The sequence below is a fragment of the Confluentibacter citreus genome (assembly GCF_002807055.1).
Classification (GTDB): Bacteria; Bacteroidota; Bacteroidia; order Flavobacteriales; family Flavobacteriaceae; genus Confluentibacter; species Confluentibacter citreus.
In genome coordinates, this window is record NZ_NIXN01000007.1 from 142,280 (window position 1) to 162,727 (window position 20,448).

General features: G+C 34.3%; 20 protein-coding genes. 10 read left to right on the forward strand and 10 right to left on the reverse strand.

Annotation, left to right across the window (positions count from 1 at the left end):
- Positions 1–13 precede the first annotated feature (13 nt).
- Both CDH49_RS13440 and CDH49_RS13445 read left to right on the forward strand, forming a co-directional pair.
- The gene (locus CDH49_RS13440) at positions 14–973 is read left to right on the forward strand and encodes a DUF3078 domain-containing protein (protein WP_100616054.1); all 960 of its coding nucleotides are present in this window, start codon (positions 14–16) and stop codon (positions 971–973) included.
- A 184-nt stretch (positions 974–1,157) separates the two neighbouring features.
- Positions 1,158–3,710 carry an adenosylcobalamin-dependent ribonucleoside-diphosphate reductase gene (locus tag CDH49_RS13445; protein WP_100616055.1) on the forward strand — a complete coding sequence of 851 codons (2,553 nt, stop codon included), beginning with the start codon at positions 1,158–1,160 and terminating at the stop codon, positions 3,708–3,710.
- 59 nt (positions 3,711–3,769) lie between these two features.
- Here the strand turns inward: CDH49_RS13445 and CDH49_RS13450 are convergent, their stop codons facing one another.
- From CDH49_RS13450 to CDH49_RS13460, 3 genes are read right to left on the reverse strand one after another with little or no spacing between them, the layout of a single operon-like run.
- Entirely contained in the window at positions 3,770–4,324 is a 555-nt protein-coding gene (locus CDH49_RS13450; protein WP_100616056.1) for a hypothetical protein, read from the reverse strand.
- Between the two features lie 27 nt (positions 4,325–4,351).
- The gene (locus tag CDH49_RS13455; RefSeq protein WP_162296723.1) at positions 4,352–5,275 is read right to left on the reverse strand and encodes a hypothetical protein; all 924 of its coding nucleotides are present in this window, start codon (positions 5,273–5,275) and stop codon (positions 4,352–4,354) included.
- A gap of 37 nt (positions 5,276–5,312) precedes the next feature.
- Positions 5,313–5,975 carry an ATP-binding cassette domain-containing protein gene (locus CDH49_RS13460; RefSeq protein WP_100616058.1) on the reverse strand — a complete coding sequence of 221 codons (663 nt, stop codon included), beginning with the start codon at positions 5,973–5,975 and terminating at the stop codon, positions 5,313–5,315.
- Between the two features lie 404 nt (positions 5,976–6,379).
- On the opposite strand from CDH49_RS13460, the gene prfA reads away from it, so the two are divergent.
- The 3 genes from prfA (at position 6,380) to pyrF (ending at position 8,730) form a co-directional block, all read left to right on the forward strand.
- Positions 6,380–7,456, forward strand: a complete 1,077-nt coding sequence (gene prfA / locus CDH49_RS13470) for a peptide chain release factor 1 (protein WP_100616060.1) — start codon at positions 6,380–6,382, stop codon at positions 7,454–7,456.
- Positions 7,457–7,517: 61 nt separating this feature from the next.
- Positions 7,518–7,877: a four helix bundle protein gene (locus CDH49_RS13475; protein WP_100616061.1), complete on the forward strand. Its 360-nt coding sequence runs from the start codon at positions 7,518–7,520 to the stop codon at positions 7,875–7,877.
- Between the two features lie 34 nt (positions 7,878–7,911).
- Positions 7,912–8,730, forward strand: coding sequence for an orotidine-5'-phosphate decarboxylase (gene pyrF / locus CDH49_RS13480; RefSeq protein WP_100616062.1), 819 nt, complete (start codon positions 7,912–7,914; stop codon positions 8,728–8,730).
- 248 nt (positions 8,731–8,978) lie between these two features.
- On the opposite strand, the gene CDH49_RS13485 is transcribed toward pyrF, so the two are convergent.
- Both CDH49_RS13485 and CDH49_RS13490 read right to left on the reverse strand, forming a co-directional pair.
- Entirely contained in the window at positions 8,979–9,176 is a 198-nt protein-coding gene (locus tag CDH49_RS13485; protein ID WP_100616063.1) for a Lacal_2735 family protein, read from the reverse strand.
- Between the two features lie 92 nt (positions 9,177–9,268).
- Positions 9,269–9,970 carry a DUF4197 domain-containing protein gene (locus CDH49_RS13490; RefSeq protein WP_100616064.1) on the reverse strand — a complete coding sequence of 234 codons (702 nt, stop codon included), beginning with the start codon at positions 9,968–9,970 and terminating at the stop codon, positions 9,269–9,271.
- A gap of 161 nt (positions 9,971–10,131) precedes the next feature.
- Here CDH49_RS13490 and CDH49_RS13495 point away from each other — a divergent pair, with 161 nt between their 5' ends.
- Complete coding sequence (locus CDH49_RS13495; RefSeq protein WP_100616065.1) at positions 10,132–11,607, forward strand: catalase; 1,476 nt, start codon at positions 10,132–10,134, stop codon at positions 11,605–11,607.
- A 6-nt stretch (positions 11,608–11,613) separates the two neighbouring features.
- A complete protein-coding gene (locus tag CDH49_RS13500; protein WP_100616066.1) occupies positions 11,614–12,192 on the forward strand; it encodes a hypothetical protein in 579 nt (192 codons plus the stop codon).
- Here CDH49_RS13500 and purU read toward each other — a convergent pair.
- Complete coding sequence (purU, locus tag CDH49_RS13505; RefSeq protein ID WP_100616067.1) at positions 12,189–13,043, reverse strand: formyltetrahydrofolate deformylase; 855 nt, start codon at positions 13,041–13,043, stop codon at positions 12,189–12,191. The two genes, CDH49_RS13500 and purU, sit on opposite strands and share 4 nt — an antisense overlap.
- A 501-nt stretch (positions 13,044–13,544) precedes the next feature.
- On the opposite strand from purU, the gene CDH49_RS13510 reads away from it, so the two are divergent.
- A complete protein-coding gene (locus tag CDH49_RS13510) occupies positions 13,545–14,123 on the forward strand; it encodes a Crp/Fnr family transcriptional regulator (RefSeq protein ID WP_100616068.1) in 579 nt (192 codons plus the stop codon).
- 241 nt (positions 14,124–14,364) lie between these two features.
- Here CDH49_RS13510 and CDH49_RS13515 read toward each other — a convergent pair whose 3' ends face one another.
- Positions 14,365–14,760, reverse strand: a complete 396-nt coding sequence (locus tag CDH49_RS13515; protein ID WP_100616069.1) for a hypothetical protein — start codon at positions 14,758–14,760, stop codon at positions 14,365–14,367.
- Between the two features lie 117 nt (positions 14,761–14,877).
- Here CDH49_RS13515 and CDH49_RS13520 point away from each other — a divergent pair, with 117 nt between their 5' ends.
- A complete protein-coding gene (locus CDH49_RS13520) occupies positions 14,878–15,321 on the forward strand; it encodes an Lrp/AsnC family transcriptional regulator (protein ID WP_100612506.1) in 444 nt (147 codons plus the stop codon).
- A gap of 103 nt (positions 15,322–15,424) precedes the next feature.
- Here CDH49_RS13520 and CDH49_RS13525 read toward each other — a convergent pair whose 3' ends face one another.
- Entirely contained in the window at positions 15,425–16,393 is a 969-nt protein-coding gene (locus CDH49_RS13525; RefSeq protein WP_239970671.1) for a YpdA family putative bacillithiol disulfide reductase, read from the reverse strand.
- Positions 16,393–17,598 (reverse strand): MDR family MFS transporter, encoded by a 1,206-nt coding sequence (locus CDH49_RS13530; RefSeq protein WP_100616070.1) that lies wholly within the window; start codon positions 17,596–17,598, stop codon positions 16,393–16,395. Before CDH49_RS13530 ends, CDH49_RS13525 begins: the two co-directional genes overlap by 1 nt.
- A 471-nt stretch (positions 17,599–18,069) precedes the next feature.
- Between CDH49_RS13530 and CDH49_RS13535 the strand changes: the two genes are divergently transcribed.
- Positions 18,070–18,675 (forward strand): DUF1684 domain-containing protein, encoded by a 606-nt coding sequence (locus CDH49_RS13535; protein ID WP_100616071.1) that lies wholly within the window; start codon positions 18,070–18,072, stop codon positions 18,673–18,675.
- Between the two features lie 371 nt (positions 18,676–19,046).
- Here CDH49_RS13535 and CDH49_RS13540 read toward each other — a convergent pair whose 3' ends face one another.
- Complete coding sequence (locus tag CDH49_RS13540) at positions 19,047–20,243, reverse strand: FG-GAP repeat domain-containing protein (RefSeq protein WP_100616072.1); 1,197 nt, start codon at positions 20,241–20,243, stop codon at positions 19,047–19,049.
- Between the last annotated feature and the right edge of the window lie 205 nt (positions 20,244–20,448).

The following is a 20,448-nucleotide window of genomic DNA, read 5'->3' on the forward strand; positions in this document are numbered from 1 at the left end:
TTGATATTCAACCATGAAGAACTTTATTTTTATTTTATTTTGCTTCCTATTCAATGTCACAATTGCGCAACCCGATTCATTATTTTTAATAGATAAACAGGAAAAAGAAAAAGGACCCGAATGGATTCTAAAGAATAAATTCAGTGTAGACTTAAATGAAGTCACTTTCGTGAACTGGAATGCTGGAGGTAGCAATTCCATATCTGCATTAATAGGTTATCAATTTTCCTATGATTACTCTGATAAATACTTTTTCTGGAAGAATAGTTTAGTGGCAGGCTATGGTGTGAATGGACAACAAGGAAGGGAAACTAGAAAAACAACCGATCTTTTGGATGTAAATTCCAATTTTGGGTTTAGCCCAAACGAAAAATCAAATTGGTTTTATTCGGCTAGATTTAATTTTAAAACCCAATTTGCTGAAGGTTATCAATATCCCAATACAACTAACCCCATATCTAAACTTATGGCTCCAGGCTATTTGTTTTTTGGAGGCGGTATGGAATATGGCCGCAATATCGATAAATTGTCTCTCTATCTCTCGCCTATTACTCTAAAAACAACGTTTGTTTTAGATGATAATTTGGCTAATGCCGGTAGATTCGGAGTCACGCCAGCCGTTTTTGATGTAGATGGAAATGTTATCAGACCAGGAAATCGCTCAAGAACAGAAGCAGGTATTTTGATAACTAATAGTTATCAAATGGAAATTGCCCAAAATGTGGTCGCAAAAAGCAATTTGAGTTTGTATTCAGACTACATAAATAATTTTGGAAATATAGATGTGGATTGGCAAATGAATTTCAATTTTAAAGTGAACAGTTTTGTAAGAGCCACTTTTGAATCCCATATTAAATATGATGACGATGTTAAAACAACCGTGCCTTCAGCCATTGAAGGGGAATTTGACGAAGCGGGTGCTAAAATTCAATGGAAACAGTTTTTAGGTATTGGCTTTGCGGTCGATTTTTAAAAAATAGTATTATTGCTTTATTTCAAAAATTTGTTAACTTTTTGATGTTAATAAAAATTCAATATATTTAAAATCAGATTATTAACAAGAGTGTCTTGATAACTTTATGATAATTATCATGTTCTAAGTTCATTTTATTTTGTTATTTTATGGTTACTGTAAAAATCCTAACTTCAAAATAGCAATGAATCTAAACCTCACCAAAAAACCACTTAAAACCTATACTCAGGATGAAGCTTTTAACGCTTCGCTAACCTATTTTAAAAACGACGATCTAGCGGCTCGCGTTTGGTTGAATAAATATGCCTTGAAGGATTCCCAAGGAAATATCTACGAGTTAACGCCAAACGATATGCACCGTCGTATCGCAAAAGAACTGGCAAGGGTTGAGGTAAACTATCCCAATCCTTTAACGGAAGATGCCATTTTCGATTTAATTAAAGATTTTAAGTACATCGTGCCACAAGGTAGCCCGATGGCGGGCATAGGAAATCCGTACCAAATAGCGTCACTTTCCAATTGCTTTGTTATTGGGAATGCTGGCGATTCCGATTCGTATGGTGGCGTTATGAAAATTGACCAAGAGCAGGTACAGCTCATGAAACGCCGTGGTGGCGTTGGTCACGATTTATCACACATTCGTCCCAAAGGCTCTGCGGTGAATAATTCAGCGTTGACCTCTACAGGAATTGTGCCTTTTATGGAACGGTATTCCAATTCCACAAGGGAAGTTGCGCAAGATGGTAGGCGTGGGGCTTTAATGCTATCAGTATCCATCAACCATCCAGATTCAGAAGATTTTATCAATGCGAAGTTGGAACAAGGAAAAGTGACTGGTGCCAATGTCTCCGTTAGAATAGATGATGCGTTTATGAAAGCCGTTAAAAATGGAACAGAATATACTCAAAAATATCCCATTTTCAGCAGTCAGCCCAAAGTATCTAAAACCATTGATGCAACGACGTTATGGAAAAAAATAGTCCATAACGCATGGAAATCTGCCGAACCTGGTATTTTGTTTTGGGATACCATCATTAACGAATCCATTCCCGATTGTTATGCCGATTTAGGTTATAAAACCGTATCAACCAATCCATGTGGAGAAATTCCGTTGTGTCCTTATGATTCTTGTCGTTTATTAGCGATTAACTTATTTTCTTATGTAGATAATCCGTTTACAAAAGAAGCTAGTTTCGATTTCGGGTTATTTAAAAAACACATCGCGGCTGCACAGCGTATTATGGATGATATCATCGATTTGGAATTGGAGAAAATAGATGCTATTCTTCTAAAAATAGATGAAGATCCAGAATTAGATGAGGTAAAAGCCACCGAGCGAAATTTATGGATTAACATCAAAAAGAAATCCCAAGAAGGCAGACGTACTGGTATTGGCATCACGGCCGAAGGCGATATGTTGGCCGCCTTAGGTATTCAATATGGTAGCGAAGCTGGTAATGCATTTTCTTTGGAAGTCCATAAAACCATAGCTATAGAAGCGTATAGAGGCTCAGTAAATATAGCCAAAGAGCGCGGTGCGTTTTTGGTGTACGATTCAGAACGCGAAAAAAACAATCCGTTTATTCAGCGATTGAAAGAAGCAGATAGTAAACTGTATTATGACATGCTGGAATATGGTAGACGAAACATTGCTTTATTAACCATTGCGCCGACAGGAACGACCAGTTTAATGACGCAAACCACATCTGGTATTGAACCCGTGTTTCTACCTGTTTATAAGCGAAGACGAAAAGTGAATCCTGGAGATAAGGAAGCGCGCGTTGATTTTGTGGACGAAGTAGGCGATTCTTGGGAAGAATACGTAGTGTTTCATCAGCGTTTTAAACAATGGATGGAAGTGAATGGCATGGACACGTCCGTAAATTATTCCCAAAAAGAGATTAATAAATTGATTAAAAAATCGCCCTATCATAAAGCCACGTCCAATGATGTGGATTGGTTAAGTAAAGTCCGTATGCAAGGTGCCATTCAAAAATGGGTGGATCATTCCATCAGCGTAACTATTAATTTGCCAAGCGATGCGACTGAAGAGTTGGTTGGCGACCTCTATTTAAAAGCTTGGGAAGTGGGTTGCAAAGGCGTTACTGTTTATAGGGATGGTTCACGTTCGGGTGTTTTAATTGCGAATGACGACAAAGAAGATAAAAATCAAAATATACTAACACCATTTCCGACAAAGCGACCAGAAACCTTGGCAGCCGATGTGGTTCGTTTTCAAAATAGTAAGGAAAAATGGATTGCCTTTATTGGCTTGATAGATGGCAAACCTTATGAAATTTTTACGGGTTTAGCCGATGATGATGATGGTATTTTAATCCCACGTTGGGTAAATGAAGGGTTTATTATAAAAAACCGAAACGACGATGGCACCTCCCGATACGACTTTCAATATAAAAACATAAGGGGTTACAAAACCACCATTGAAGGCTTATCACATAAATTCAATCCAGAATATTGGAATTATGCCAAGCTTATTTCAGGAACGCTTCGTCACGGGATGCCTATTGATAAAATTGTCGATTTAATTAATAGTTTACAACTGGATAGCGAATCTATCAATACTTGGAAAAATGGTGTGGTTCGTGCCTTAAAACGTTATGTGGAAGACGGTACCCAAGTAAAAGGACAAGTTTGCGATGCTTGTAAATCGGAAAACTTAATATACCAAGAAGGTTGCTTAACCTGTAAAGATTGTGGGTCTTCTAAGTGCGGGTAATATTTTTTTAATTATGATTTTAAAAAGGAAGTTTATTTTTGAATTGGCTTCCTTTTTGTTTAATTGTAGAGTTGAGGATTGAAAGCTAAAATTATACCCATGCCTGCTATATTAAATCCAAAAACAGCCATCAATAATCCAATTATAAATTTTGAGTTTGATGAGGTTTCTTTTATTACTATTCCAACATTATTAACTGGGAGTGTATTTTGAAACATTCTTTTAGATAGTAACATTGATTCTTTAACTTCTAAATCTGCAATGTTTTTAAACTCAAATTTATATTTACCAATATTTTTGATTTCAAAATGATAAAATTCGGTTGATAATTTACCATTATGTCGGAATTTAAATTTGATTTGTTTTTCAAGCACATCTATTTTATTCCCATTGTTTGTTATTTGTAAGTCAAATTTATCTTTATTATTTGCATGACCACCGCCAATAAAGCAAACAGCATATAGTCCTTTTTTTTTAATATTTATTTCACTTGGATTTTCAGTAAAATTTAATTCTGCAATAGTTTTGCTTTTGTATTTTTTAATTAGAGTTTTCATTCCAAAAAAGAACATTGCTAATCCTGCTATCCCAAGTAATAAAAAAATTGCCTGCATATATTTATCTGTTTGTTTTTAAGTTATTTATCTTTTTGATAAATCATTTGATATGGAGTTAAATGAATCAATTATTTTCTTAATTCTATTTGACGCTTTTGACAGTGTTCCTTTTTCAAAGTTATATTTATGTGCTAGGTTTGAAATTGTAGATGAAGTAATACGAGAACACAACACCAATATATTTATATTATTACGTACGCCTTCATTGGGTTTCTTGAGTGATGAAACTAATTGTCGTATACTAATATATTCTGAATGAATATGGTTAGAGTATAAAGAGTGAATTTCTGATAAATCACCAATGTTTATTAAATTGTAGATTTCTTCTAGTTTAATTAATCTTGCAAATTTAGGATAAATCAACTGCCTTCTTTTGGATAGAGACAACTCTTTAAACTCATTTAATTTTCTGAGTTTTAATAATTCTATAGAAAGTTCTCTTCTTAATTTTACAATAGGAGGAAAATCCTTAGGATGTTTTTTAGTAATTTCAATTTGTTTTCTTAAGCCTTGGATCTTATATACAATAGTTCTTAAACTTACAGAATATTCACAATCAATGAAAAAGATATAAGATAAATTTATGAAACTTTCGATTTGTAATCTAGCTATAGAGGAGATTGCTGTTAAATCATTAATTTGTATTTCTTTTTTACGAACATTGATAATAGATCCATTAACCAATTTTAATATACTTGAATTATGATAGGTTATTTGAAACAGTAATTTTTCAAAAAGTCCTGCATCTTCAAATTTAATTCCATATTCGAATAAGTCCTGTATGCAATCACACAGTAAATCATTTAATTCAACGAGTATTTTCCGTTGATTTTCCAAGGACATATCTGTTAATTCTAATAAAGCTTTAAGTTTTTCTATACTTTCCGACATGTGCTTGATGCTTAATTGGCTATAGATAGCCAAGCAAACTTCGCTATTTTTTCTCACAACATCAAACTTAAAATATAAAATGAAATATTATTTTTTAATCAATAGAACCAATACTTAAATATTTATAATCCTCAAGTTCTTTTAGGTTATTAATAAGTTTTGACCAGCCATTTTTTAGAAGATAAATTGAATCTGACACATCAAAAATATGTTGATACATATGATCTGTGATGACAATCGCTTTTTGATGTTTTTCAGCCTCAATTAACGTTATTATTTTTTCAATATATAAAGGCGCTATATGCGAAAAAGGTTCATCCAACAAGATGATGTTGCTTGAAGATTTTAATATCAAATAGACTTCCATAACTCGACGTTCGCCACCAGAGAGTTTGTTGAATTTTAAGTTTTCATATAATGCGAACGATGGGAAGGTGTTTATGAAATCATTCCAATCCACATGAAAGAGTTTGAAAGCTGTTTTTATATTTAGATTATTGGGTATAAAATGGTGTTGCGGTAAATAAGATACTAATCCTGTTTGATAAAGCGGTTTTAAAATGGGCTTGCCATCGATTCTTATTAATTTGTATTTGGGGATTAAGTCTCCAAAAATGATTTTTAATAAGCAGCTTTTTCCGCAACCGTTGCTTCCTAAAATACCTGTTATGTTTCCTGTTTCCGCTTTTAAATAGATGCCATTTAAAATGCGTTTTTCTTTAAAAAATAGTTCTACGTTGTCTATTTCTAAAATCATACAAATCCTTTTATAATTGAAAGTATGGACATCGTTAAAAAAGCATCGATGATAAAAAACACGAAAAACAGCTGAAAAGTAGAAATACCTAAATTTTTATAGAATATAAGTTTTTGCTTAAAAGAAGATTCATTTATAAAATAAGCCAAGAAAAGAATCATGAATATTTTTCCTAAAATGACTAGGGAAATATAATGACCCAAAAGTATAAACAAGAATATACTGATTCCAAAAGACCAAAATAAAAAGGGCTTGTAAAAATAAAAGATGGTGGTTAGTTTTTGCATATTATATTGATAACGACTTAAAACCGAGAATATTTTTAGTATTCCATGATAAGATAAAAGTATGATATATAAAATTCATAAATTATCGTATTTTTGACCCACAATTTAAACAGGCAGATGTTAGAGAAATTACAAATAATAAAACAGCGTTTTGATGAGGTGAGTGATTTGATCATTCAACCTGATATTATGACCGATCAAAAGCGTTATATTTCATTAAATAAAGAATATAAAGACTTAAAAGTGCTGATTGATAAGCGCGCAGAATATATTCAAGTCACCGATAATTTAGCAGAAGCTGAAGCCATGCTTTCGGATAAAAGTGACCCTGAAATGGCCGAGATGGCCAAGATTCAGTATGAAGAAGCGAAGGCAAGAATACCAAAACTGGAAGACGAAATAAAGTTTCTTTTAATACCTAAAGACCCAGAAGACACTAAAAATGCGGTGGTGGAATTACGTGCAGGAACAGGTGGGGATGAAGCGAGTATTTTTGCAGGCGATTTATTTAAAATGTATTCCAAATATTGCGAAAGCAAAGGTTGGAAAGTCGATACGGTAGATTTTAGTGAAGGTACCAACGGTGGTTTTAAGGAAATCCAATTTGAAGTAACTGGAGAAGATGTGTATGGCACTTTAAAATTCGAAGCGGGCGTTCACCGTGTGCAGCGTGTGCCACAAACGGAGACCCAAGGTCGCGTGCACACCAGTGCCGCAACCGTGATGGTATTTCCAGAAGCCGAAGAGTTTGATATTGAAATCAACCCAAAAGATGTGCGTATTGATTTTTTCTGTTCGTCAGGGCCTGGAGGTCAATCTGTGAATACAACGTATTCCGCAGTGCGTTTAACCCACTTACCCACCGGATTGGTAGCGCAATGCCAAGACCAGAAATCGCAACATAAAAATAAGGAAAAGGCTTTTAAAGTATTGCGTTCGCGTTTGTATGATATTGAATTGGCGAAAAAGAATGAAGCGGATGCAGCTAAACGTGGCAGTATGGTGTCATCAGGCGATAGAAGTGCTAAAATCAGAACGTATAACTATCCACAAGGACGGGTCACCGATCACAGAATCGGATTAACGCTTTACGATTTAGGTAATATTGTAAATGGTGATATTCAACGTATAATTGATGAATTGCAGTTAGCTGAGAATACGGAGAAGTTGAAGGCTAATAGTGATGTGATGTAGGGTACTGGGTGCTAGGTGTTGGGTCTTGGGTTCAGGGTATAGGGTAACAAAAATTTGATAGATGAGGAATTTTAAAGAATTGGATGTTTGGAAAGATGCTATCGTGCTTGTAAAAGATGTTTACATGATAACAGAGTGTTTGCCCAATACAGAAAAATTTGGTTTAAAATCTCAAATAGCTAGATGCGTGGTCTCTATTCCTGCTAATATTGCTGAAGGTTGTGCAAAAGATTCCCAAAAAGATTTTGTTCGGTATCTTCAAATAAGCTTGGGGTCGGCATTTGAATTGGAAACACACATCATAATTTGTAATAGTCTTTCCTTCATAGTTGGAAAAGATTTTGAATTATTGAATGAAAAAATCAACATGCTTCAAAAAAGAATTAACTCATTAATTAAATATTCTAAAACCCAATATTAATACCAAAAAATCCAACACCCAGTACCTAAAACCCATGACCCAAAACCAACTAACTTCAGAAATCCAAAAAAAGAAATCCTTTCTATGCATTGGTCTGGATGTTGATTTAGATAAAATTCCATCACACTTATTACAAGAGGAAGACCCTATTTTTGCATTCAACAAAGCTATTATTGATGCAACGCATCATCTTTGCGTAGCTTACAAACCCAATACGGCATTTTATGAAGCCTATGGCTTAAAAGGATGGAAAGCCTTGGAAAAAACTATTAATTACCTAAACGAAAATTATCCTGAAATTTTTACGATAGCTGATGCCAAACGTGGTGATATAGGCAATACCAGTAGCATGTATGCCAAAGCGTTTTTTGAAGATTTAGGGTTTGATAGTGTCACGGTTGCACCGTACATGGGAAAAGATTCCGTTGAGCCTTTTTTGGCTTTTGAAGATAAGCATACTATTTTATTAGCATTAACGTCCAATGAAGGAGCATTCGATTTCCAGACAAAAACGGTTGAGGGAAAAGAATTGTATAAACAGGTATTGGAAACTTCTAAAACCTGGAAAAACTCACATAACCTTATGTATGTGGTTGGTGCCACAAAAGCAGAATATTTAGCGGATATTAGAAAAATAATTCCAGATAGCTTTTTATTGGTTCCAGGCGTTGGTGCTCAAGGAGGTAATTTGCAAGATGTTTGCAAATATGGTATGAATAAACATGTTGGGTTATTGATTAATTCTTCGAGAGGTATTATTTATGCATCTAATAAAGAGGATTTTGCAAAGATAGCGGCGCAAAAAGCCTTAGAGCTTCAGCAAGAGATGGAAGCTATATTAATTAAAAAGTAAAAAGACAACTTAATTCAGTCATTTAAAAGTTTGTACTTAAGCTTTCAGGATAATCGATTTTGCTGGTATCTTCAACAAAATTCACTATCATTTTCTCAAGTTCTTTTAGGCTGATAAGTTTACTTACGTTTGGCTTGATTTTACCAACTCTACAAAAATGGGGACTCATAACTTCGTTCTTTATAATACAAAGTACGAGTCTAGTTGTGTTTTGGATGTAAGACAAAGGTTAAATAAATGATAAAAAATTAAAGTTTACGTAAAGTCTTTTCTCTGGAAAGATATCTAAGCTCATTTATTTTATTAAGCAGCTTTACGGCTTTAAATTCGGAAATATCACTTAAAGCGGCATCAATCTGCCTTAAATTGTAAGCTTCCTCAACAAGTTCCTTGTACTGCTTGCTAAGTTTTGTTTGATTTTTCTTTATGAGATTAATTCGATTCATTTAAATGCTGAATAACAGATAATTAAATATACATTATTTTTTCGGATTTCAAAAAAATAATGATTTTTGAATTAAAATTTAATCTTCTAGCGTTAGTCTTGTAATGCAAAAACCCTTTTTAATAAATCAGTTGTTCTTGATGAAAAATTAGTCCGAATCTCTTTTTCTTCAACAGCAATCATGGTATAAACGCCTTTCAAAGCTTGATTGGTGACATAATCCGTTAAATTCGGATTCACATCGGTGGTAAAGGGCAAGGCATTATAGCGTGTTATTAAATTGCTCCAAATTTGGTCTGCACCAACTTTATTAAACGAATTTTTAATAATAGGATTGAATTTTGCATATAAAGCCGTTTCTGTTCTACTTGTTAAATATTGGGTCGCAGCGTTATCGCTTCCCAATAAAATATTTTTGGCATCGGCAAAGGTGATGCCTTTTACGGCATCCACAAAAATAGGTGTGGCTTCTTTTACGGCATCTTCCGCAGCTCTATTAAGCACTTTTAAACCTTCATCAGCCAAATTGCTTAAACCAACATCTCTTAAGGCTTTATCAACTTTTTTTAATTCATCCGGTAACAAAATCTTAACCATTTCATTTTTAAAAAAACCATCCGTTTGGGTCAGTTTACTTACTTGTTTGTCGATGCCCATATCTAATGCTTGTCTTAGGCCAGATGCAATTTCCTCATTACCAATAGTGCCTTGGGGAAGTTGGTTTATCACTTGTTGTAACTCAGCACAGGACGAAAAGATAAACAATGTAAGTAGGGCGATACATGATTTTTTCATAATAGTAGGTTTTAATAGTTTCAAAAATTTGAAATTATTTGTTCAGGTATAAAAATAGATTAAATCTATCTAAATATTAAAACAATTGATTTATTTTATTTCGAATTCAACGCTCTTTTTGGTAAATTTATAGAAATTGATTAACTATAAATCATATACCAATGACTAAAAAGACCTTAACAACAGCTGCAGGCGCGCCTGTGACCCATTATGAAGATTCCCAAAGTGTAGGACCCAGAGGCCCACTTTTGTTACAAGATTATTTTTTACACGAAAAACTAGCCCATTTTAATCGAGAGCGTATCCCAGAACGTATTGTTCATGCTAAAGGCTCTGGTGCTTATGGGACGTTCACCGTAACCCATGATATTTCGAAGTATACACGGGCTAAAGTTTTTTCTGAAGTTGGAAAAAAAACCAGAGTCTTTGTGCGTTTTTCAACTGTAGGTGGTGAAAAAGGATCTGCCGATACCGAGCGTGATCCTAGAGGATTTGCTGTTAAATTCTATACAGAGGATGGTAATTGGGATTTAACAGGTAACAATACCCCTGTATTCTTTATAAAGGACCCTAAGAAATTCCCTGATTTTATACATACCCAAAAGCGCGACCCATATACCAATTGTAAATCGCCAACCATGATGTGGGATTTCTGGTCCTTAAACCCAGAAAGTTTGCACCAAGTTCTTATTTTAATGTCCGACAGGGGAACGCCAGTAGGATATCGTTTTATGCACGGATTTGGAAGCCATACATTTTCTATGGTCAATGCCAATAACGAATATATCTATGTGAAATTTCATTTTAAATCCGCTCAGGGCATCAAGAATTTTACTGATGCTGAGGCTGCTGAGATGAAATCTAAAGACCCTGATTTTTCACAACGTGATTTGGTTGAAGCCATCGATAATGGTCATTTCCCCAAATGGAATTTGAAAATACAGGTGATGACCCTCGAACAAGCGAAAACGTTTCGATGGAATCCATTTGACTTAACCAAAGTTTGGCCACATGGTGATTATCCTTTAATAGATGTAGGCACGATGGAACTGAACGATAACCCAGATAACTATTTTGCACATGTAGAGCAGTCGGCTTTTGCGCCAGCCAACGTTGTAGATGGCATTGGATTTTCTCCCGATAAAATGTTACAAGGCAGAATCTTGTCTTATCCAGACGCCCATAGATACAGAATAGGGGTTAATTTTGACTCCCTCCCAGTTAATAAATGCCCTTATGCGGTGAATAATTATCATCGCGATGGCGCCATGAGATTTGATAGTAATGGTGGAAAATCACCCAATTACAGACCTAATAGTTTTGATGATATTGTGGAAGACCAAAACTATAGAGGAACTCCTTATGAACTTGATAGCAATGTTGTGGCATATTTTGACAGAAATGAGAATGATAATGACCATTACACCCAGCCAGGAAATTTATTCCGTTTAATGACGGATGACCAAAAGAAGAATACCATTAGCAATATTGTTGGTGCTATGAGTGGTGTTTCTGGACCCAAAAGAGATGAGATTATAAACAGACAATTATGTCATTGGTTTAGAGCAGATCATACATTAGGTGCAGCTATTGCAGAAGGTTTGGGTGTGGAAATTGACATGGCTCTTTTAAGATAACGCATAGTGGAAGATTCCCAACTTAAAATTGTAAATATCTCTGGAAAGGGTTTCAAAAAACAACTCCTTATATCTTCAAAGGAAGTGTCGACTTTACATACCTTTTTAAAAGAGATTATTAATGATAAAGTAATGATAATAAACACCAACGTAGGGTTGGATGTTTATTATCATTCATCAGTATGTTATAAAGATTTAATTGTAAACGCATTTTTACTTTTAACAACTTGTAGCGGGAAATCGATTAATGATTTTTATATAAAATCTTTAAGTTCCCTTACCGATATAGAAAGCGAAACCAATAGGTTTTTTGAAAAACTCATCAAAAACCCCTTGTTGTTTAAGAGCTATACAAAAAGTTTATTCAATCAATTAAAAATGAATTACAGCAACAATACTGAACTTATAGATGAATTGCTTGCGTTATGGCAAAATAAAATTTTGGAAACAAACCTTGGCAGTAACATATTGAAAGTCATGATGCCTTATATAATAAACTTGCAAGGCACTTATTTTGACACGCTCAATCAACCAATATTAAAGTCCTTAGCAAGGGAAACATTAAAAGATGCTCGATTTAATTAAGAGAAAATAACGGTTTTGTTATTGTAAACCATCACTTTCCTATTGGTATGTAATTTAACGGCGTTAGCCAGTACAATTTTCTCTAAATCCCGTCCTTTTGCAATCAAATCTTCAATGGAATGGGTGTGGGACACTCTCGCTACACCTTGGTCAATAATGGGGCCAGCATCCAATTCCTCGGTCACGTAATGACTGGTGGCACCAATAATTTTAACACCTCGTTTATAAGCGGAGTGGTATGGTTTTGCGCCGACAAAGGCTGGTAAAAACGAGTGATGGATATTAATGATCTTGTTGGGATATTTCGCTATTAATTTTTCTGAAATGATTTGCATATAGCGCGCCAAAACAATAAAGTCAATGTCATGTTTTTCCAGAAGTTCCAGTTGTTTATTTTCTGCTTCTATTTTATTATCTTTTGAAACAGGTATATGGTAAAATGGAATATTGAAACTATCTGCAATGGATTTTAAATCATTATGATTACTTATTATAAAAGGAATTTCTAAGAAGAGCTCACCAGAATTATAACGCCCTAATAAATCATATAAACAATGGTCGTATTTTGAAACAAACAAGGCCATTTTAGGTTTAATGGCTGAAGAATATATACGCCATTTCATATTGAATTTTGCAGCTAAATTCGTTTCAAAGGCGTCTTTAAAGGCTTCAGTTGAAAAACCATCAGTTATAAATTCACTTTCCAAACGCATAAAAAATATATTTTGCTCTCTATCTACATGTTGGTCTATATAAACAATATTACCTTCTTTTTCAGAAATGAAATTCGTTATGGAAGCAATAATATTTCTTTGGTCCTTGCAATGGATTAAAATGGTAATCTTATTCATGTGATTTAAAATAATTTCGTGGATAAAATTACCCAAAAATATTTAACAATAGCAATAGAATGTGATTTTACATTTTTTACTAAAATACAGTTGATATTTCGTCGCTTATTTTTGCAAATCTTTGTACGTCACAGCATTAATCGAACGCTTAAACTAATATAGTTTCAGAAAATAGTTGGACTAAATATCTCGGATTAATTTTACAGTGTTAATCCCAAATAATTTAACCTTTTAGCCATGGAAACAACTTTAAACTACGATTTCAAGAGACAATCAGAAAATCATTTAGATTGGCTGATAAATATTATTAAATCTGAAAAATATTATCAAGTTGAAGGTAATATTATTAATTTTCAAAATAGTGCTTATATAGATTAAACCAATCCATTTTAATAAACCTCAATCCTTATATATTTTATAAGGATTTTTTATTTTATGGCCAGTTGTAATATCATATATTGATTCATTAAATATTCTATATTTGATAATCAAAATTTTCATATGTCAGCCACAAAATATAACCATTTTTTTAGTATTGTTTTATTAAATTCCATACATCCCTTATCAAAATCACTCAATAAGTTTTTATCAAATGCACTTGTTTTCTCTCAGTATAAAAAAGGTGATTATATTGTGAGAAGCGGGGATTTTTGTGATAGGGTCCATATCACAAGAAAAGGTTTGGTACGTGGTTATTTTAATCATAATGGTAAAGAAATAACCACTTGGGTAAGTGTAGATAATGAGTTGGTTACATCCATATCAGGGTATTTTAAAAAAGAGCCTGCACTGGAGAATATTCAATGCCTTGAGGATACATTTACCGAAAGTTTAAGTTTTAATGACATGCATTTTGCCTTTCAGAACTTTAAGGAAATGAATCACTTAAATAGAATCTTGATGGAGTATTATTATCTTCATGCAGAATACCGTGCATTTATGGCTAGAATTCCAACAGCCAAAGACAGATATGAGTATTTTTTAAAAATCACAAATCCTGAAATTATTAAACGCTTACCAAATAAATACTTGGCATCACTGCTCAATATGCGTCCAGAAACGCTGTCGAGATTAAAGTAGGAGAGATGTTTAAAATGAAAGAATAATTGACATATGTCAATACGCCATGAATTTTTTAAAAATTAAATGGATTTCAAATGATACATTCGCATTGCTTTTCATACTTGAAGTGTATGAATGTAAATTGCTTTATATCAACAAGGTTTAATTGTTTTAGGGTAAGCAATCTAACTAACCAAAAACACACATCTACAGATGTGTGTTTTTTTTATGTAAAATATTTAAGATATATAGATGTATTTTATAAACTCAACATCCAATTACGTTGAAGCTTTTTAAATTTTCTCAATTCAGCACGCAAAATAGGTAGAAAGTCCTTGCCATTGCTGTTAGAACGTTCTAGTCTATAAGAGTTTTTATAAAGCAAATTGGTAAGGCGTCGTAAAGAGGCAATATGCTTGTGCTTTCTGTCTGAATAGCGTTCCAATTCAGCATTCACGATTTCGGGAGCCAAAGAAACGGATTGTTGAACAATGTCGCCTGAAAAATAGATGTTAACATCTTCAGAACCATCCTCTTTTAAACTGGATAAATCATGATTTAAATACACGGAAATATTTTGGGATAACGCAAAGATTTCCATCGCCTTTTTATAAATAGGCAACTCATACAAATGTGTAGGTGTATTAGATAACATGTGGCTCAAGCAATTTTATTCAAAATTACTCACTAATACGCGTAATCTACTTTAGAATTTAAAGTAAAATTGTATATTTGGTTTAATATTTAATTATTTATTGTTAAAATTCCTTAGATGAAAATAGATAATCTTAATTGGAAAATTTTAAAATGCCTCCAGCAAAACGCAAGACAGTCTAATGCGGAAATTGGTAGACAAGTTGGTGTGAGTTCGCCAGCGGTTTCTGAACGCATTAAAAAGATGGAAGATTTAGGGGTCATCCAAGGGTATAATACCTTGATATCGCCTTTTGAAATTGGCTATCAATTAAAGGCGATTATAACCATGAGAGCGTTTATGGGGAAATTAAAACCATTCTTGGAAAAGGTAAAAACCTATGACGAAATTGTTAATTGCTACCGTATTACCGGTGATGAAAATTTTGTGATGGAAGTGGTTTTAAAAAACCAAAAACATTTGGAACAGTTTATAGACCAACTCATTGTTTATGGCGAAACCAAAACCCAAATTGTGTTATCGCACGTTGTGAAACAAAAGGAATTAAAACCAGTTATTTAATTTAAATCATTCTTTATTATTATTTTTTATTCATTTTCATAGGTGAATTTGTGCTAATTTGTGTAATTCGTGGCAACTTAATTAAGTTTTATCTTTCTAATTCTTAGTTTGAATTATTAGCGATATGATTGGCAATTATTTTCGCATGAATCCTAGAGTTTTCAATAAACCATTTATGGGTTTCGTTGCCACCGCAAATCACGCCAGCTAGATACAAACCTTTAATGTTAGATTCCATGGTTTCTGGATTGTAGCTTGGGATTTGTTTTTCATCTTCAGAAAGCGTGATGCCACTATCTTTTAAAATTTCAAAATTCGGCAGATAACCTGTCAGTGCTACCACATAATCATTATCCAAAGTAATTAACCTGTCTGGTGTTTGGATGTCAATAGTGTTACCGTCAATTTTTATGACTTCCGAATTAAAATATGCTTTAATACTGCCTTCTTCAATACGGTTAACAATATCTGGACGCACCCAATATTTTACACGTTCTCCAATGTTTTCACCTCTTACAACCATAGTCACATGGCCGCCTTTACGCCAAATTTCCAAAGCAGCATCTACGGCGGAATTGCTGGCACCAATCACCACCACATTTTGTAAAGCATAATTATGGGCTTCCTTGTAATAGTGTGTCACTTTGGGAAGCTCTTCTCCAGGGATGTTTAATAATTTCGGAATATCATAAAACCCTGTACAAATAATAACCTTCTTTGAAACGTAGTTGTTTTTCCTTGTTGAAATAGAAAAACGTTCACCATCTTTTTTTATGGCATTTACCGTTTCATATAAGTTGATATGAAGTTTGTTGGAAGTGGCAACACGTCGGTAATATTCCAAAGCTTCATCCCTGTTGGGTTTTGGGTTGGTGCTGATGAATGGAATATCATCAATTTCCAGTTTTTCCGAAGTAGAAAAGAATGTCATATTCCTAGGATAATTAAATAGCGAGTTGGTGAGCGCACCTTTCTCAATTACTGCATAATCCCAGTGTCTTTTTTTACATTCTAAAGCGCAGGCAATCCCGATGGGGCCTGCGCCAATAATGATGATGTCTTTTTCTATTATCAAAATGTCGATTTTATTAAATTCTTATTCAGGCTAAACAATAGCAGCGCACAAATCAGCGCCACACCGCTAATAATATACCATGTGGCATCAAAACCCAGCCCATTTGCCATTTGTAAACCCGCATTGTGTCCAAAAATATGACCAATGGAAAACGCAATGGAATACAACGCCATATACTCCCCCTGATTTCCTTTGATGGCCCGATCTGCCGCAAACGCATTCGAAAAAGGAAACGCAATCATTTCACCAAAAGTCATGAGTAACATACCAATAATTAAAACGCCTGACCAAGCCGTTAAGTTAAGCACAAATAAACTGATTCCCGTTAAAAGCGTTCCAAAAAACATGAGCCCCAGTTTACTGTACTTAGTGTTTTCCAACCATTTTATCAAGGGCATTTCAAAGATAAAAATAAGAAACCCATTTAAGCCCAAGATGATGCCAATTTCCAGTTCACTCAGTTTATGAACGTCTTTATAATAAATGGGAATGGTTGAAAAATATTGTAAAAAGACAATCCCAAACAACGTCATGGCAACCAAGAACACTAAAAACGCCTTGTCTTTATAAGCTGAAATGGGACTGTCGTTCACAACAATATCAATAACCTTGGCTTTTTTCGGATTCAACACCCGAATCATCAAAAACGCTGCTAAAACACAAGTTACACCATCTACCCAAAATAGACCGGCATAACTCATACCAGTAATAATGAGTCCGCCCACAGCGGGACCCGCCGAAAATCCTAAGTTTATGGCAAGCCTAATTAAGGTTAACGATCGTGTTCTGTTTTCTGGTTTGCTATATGCGTTCAGGGCTACAAAAATGGCAGGTCTAAACGCATCTGCCGTTAGCATCACAACAAAAACACCAAAACACACCATTTCAAAACTGTCTGCCAATTGTAAGGCGATAAAAAGCAATCCGCTAATAAACAGACTTCCAACCATCACTTTGTAATAGCCAATCTTGTCGGTGAGTTTGCCACCAAGCCATGAGCCAGCTACAGAGCCTAAACCAAAAGCACTCATAATCCAGCCTATTTGGCTGATGCTAAAATGCAAATCCTCCTTTAAGTATAAAGACAAAAAGGGAATTACCATCGTGCCTGCTCTGTTGATGAGTGTAATTAATGCCAGCCACCAAACTTCTTTTGATAAGCCTTTAAAAGTGTTTAAATAATGGTTGAATAGTGTTTTCATGCTCCTAATCCCTCCAAAGGAGGGGCTTTATTAAATTAAATTTATAAATACTAGTGTCATATTGAGCGCAGTCGAAATGCCATTAACAACGTAACTTCCAATGTCTTCGACTGCGCTCAGACTGACATTTAGGTTTTATTTTTATTCTATTACCTCCATTGTCACATTGAGCGCAGTCGAAATGCCATTAACAACGTAACTTCAACTGTCTTCGATCCCGATAGCTATCGGGACAGACTGACATCAAAATATCTAAAACAAAAAAGTCCGACAGCGAAGTCGGACTTTTTAAATATTGTAACAAATGCATTCATATCACCACAATACATAAAAAGCCCGACTCTTATCTTTTAAAGAGGTGGATGGCTTCATACAAATAGTGACGTTGCGACGCATATTAATTTTATTTTTTGATGTTTCAAATTTATATAAAATATTCTTTAGTTGTATTTTTGTGATAAATTTTTTTACATGAAGCACTTAATTACCTTATTTGTGTCCATTATTTGTTTGACGGGTTGTGCGCAAGACAAGCGACCCATACAAGGCGAAACGGAATTTCAGCGTGAGTTGAATGCCGAATATAAAGACGCTTCCAAATCGCCTTTAAAGGACAAAGACCGCAAAAAGTTTGAGGGCTTAGACTTCTTTAAGTTTGACCCTATGTACGTGGTAAACGCCCGTTTAGAGCGCACACCAGACTCTAAATGGTTTAATATGCGCACCACTACCAGCCGCGTGAGCAAAGAGCGTGTGTATGGCATTCTACATTTTGAATTAAAAGGAAAACCCTACCAATTGAATGTGTACCAAGGTGAAGAAACCATGAAACTAGAAGGTATGGAAGACTATTTGTTTTTACCTTTTTTAGATGAAACCAATGGATTTGAAAGTTATGGTGGCGGACGTTACATCGATTTACGCATACCCAAAGGCGATACCATTGAGATTGATTTTAACAAAGCCTATAACCCCTATTGTGCTTATAACGACAAATATTCTTGCCCCATTGTACCACGTGAAAATTATTTACAAACTAAGGTGGAAGCAGGGGTGAAGGATTTTGGAGGGCATTAGGGTTTTGTATAAAATAGGTTTTGAGTTTTAAGCACCTAGTTTAGTAAAAATGGAACGAACTAGAGGAAAATCTGCACGATTTTCCAAGTAAGCCAGAACCAAGCAATGTGTTGGGCTTCATTGAGGATTGGAAGCGGCATATAAAAACTAAATAACTTATATATTTTTGCTTTTCGTTTATTCCACATTCAAAAGATATATACCATTCAAAAGAATAGCATGCCAACGATATTAGGTATGTTTGAGTTTCTAATTTTCCATTAACTAATTCGTGTATTAACAAAGGCAGGGAAGGGCCTTGATGCTCAAAGGTAACAAATTCATTAAATGGATTAGATTAAACCTTTAGGCATTGAATTGAGTGATTCTACTTAAATATTAGAAGTTTCTCCTTCATTGAGAATAACTGAAAAAGATGAATTTCTATCTACAGTAATAATATCAGGGAAACCATCAAGGTTAACATCGCTGACCTCAAATTTATTGATTGTATCTTTTGTTGCTATTTGAACAGGTGCTGAAAATGTGCTGTTTCCATTACCTAAAAAATAATAAAGGTTATTTGTTTGAAAATCAAATGTAATTATATCGAGGTTTCTATCGCGGTTTAGATCAGCAAGTCTTAGATAAATAGGATTCGTTATTGATGATAATTCTGGCGTTGTAAACGAAGGTTTAAATATGCCATTCCCATTTCCAAGGACAATCCTGATGGTATCAGTTGAGCCCTCAACAACAAATTCGCCAGCGCCATAAACGATATCGGGAATGCCATCGTTATTGATATCACCAATCGCATTATCGAAACTTTCCCCATGCTCAACGGGGATTTCTCCGGAAGTAAATGAGTTATCAACATTCTGGATAAATACAGGAATTTTATTAAAACTACCTGCAAGCACAATATCGGGTAACCCATCTTGATTGATATCTTTTATATTCATGTTTCTTGCTGTTGTATATTGAGATTCATAGGTTGCTTTTTGGGAAAAAGTACCATCCCCCTTTCCATTAAATATGTGTAGCCTTATAGGATTACCTGAACCATGAGAAATAGAGACTAAATCCAAATTTCCATCACCGTCCATATCAAATATTTTTGATAACCATCCATGAGTTCCCGTTGATACAAGCGGTCCCTCTTTGAAACTTTCTAAAGAATTGCCCATATGAACACGAATTCCATTATCCCAATAATAAGAAGTAAGAATGTCGGTCAATCCATCATTATTCAAATCAGCAAAGTCCCAAACCGTATATCCTGTTCTAATGGGATATATTACCTCATTATAAAAATGACCTGTTCCATCATTTAAACTAATACCAAAGCTGTTGGAATTTCTGGTATGAATATTTGCAGTAATGATATCAGGATAGGTATCGCTGTTTATATCTTTTGATATAATATAATAATTATTTAAACATGGGTATTGAGTAACATCCTTAAATCCTATCCAGTTTCCAGTCACATCATAGGATATGTCATCATTATCTTTTGAGCAATTGTAAAAAATAAGAGCAAAAACTATTAAAAATGTAGAGATTTTGATTGAAGTATAAGATTTCATACTATGCTTTTATTTCAAGATGAAAAAAGCATTATTTGGTTGCGTTATTTTCTAGTCAATTTATTTCAGGACGGGTCAAAATTGATGACAACGCCCGCATGTATGAAATGTTAGGGGCTAGCGGTCATCGTTACTGTCTGCCGTTACAAAATTTGTTGCAGGGTAGAGTGGTTCAAGTCATCATTAAACCCAAATATTCTATACA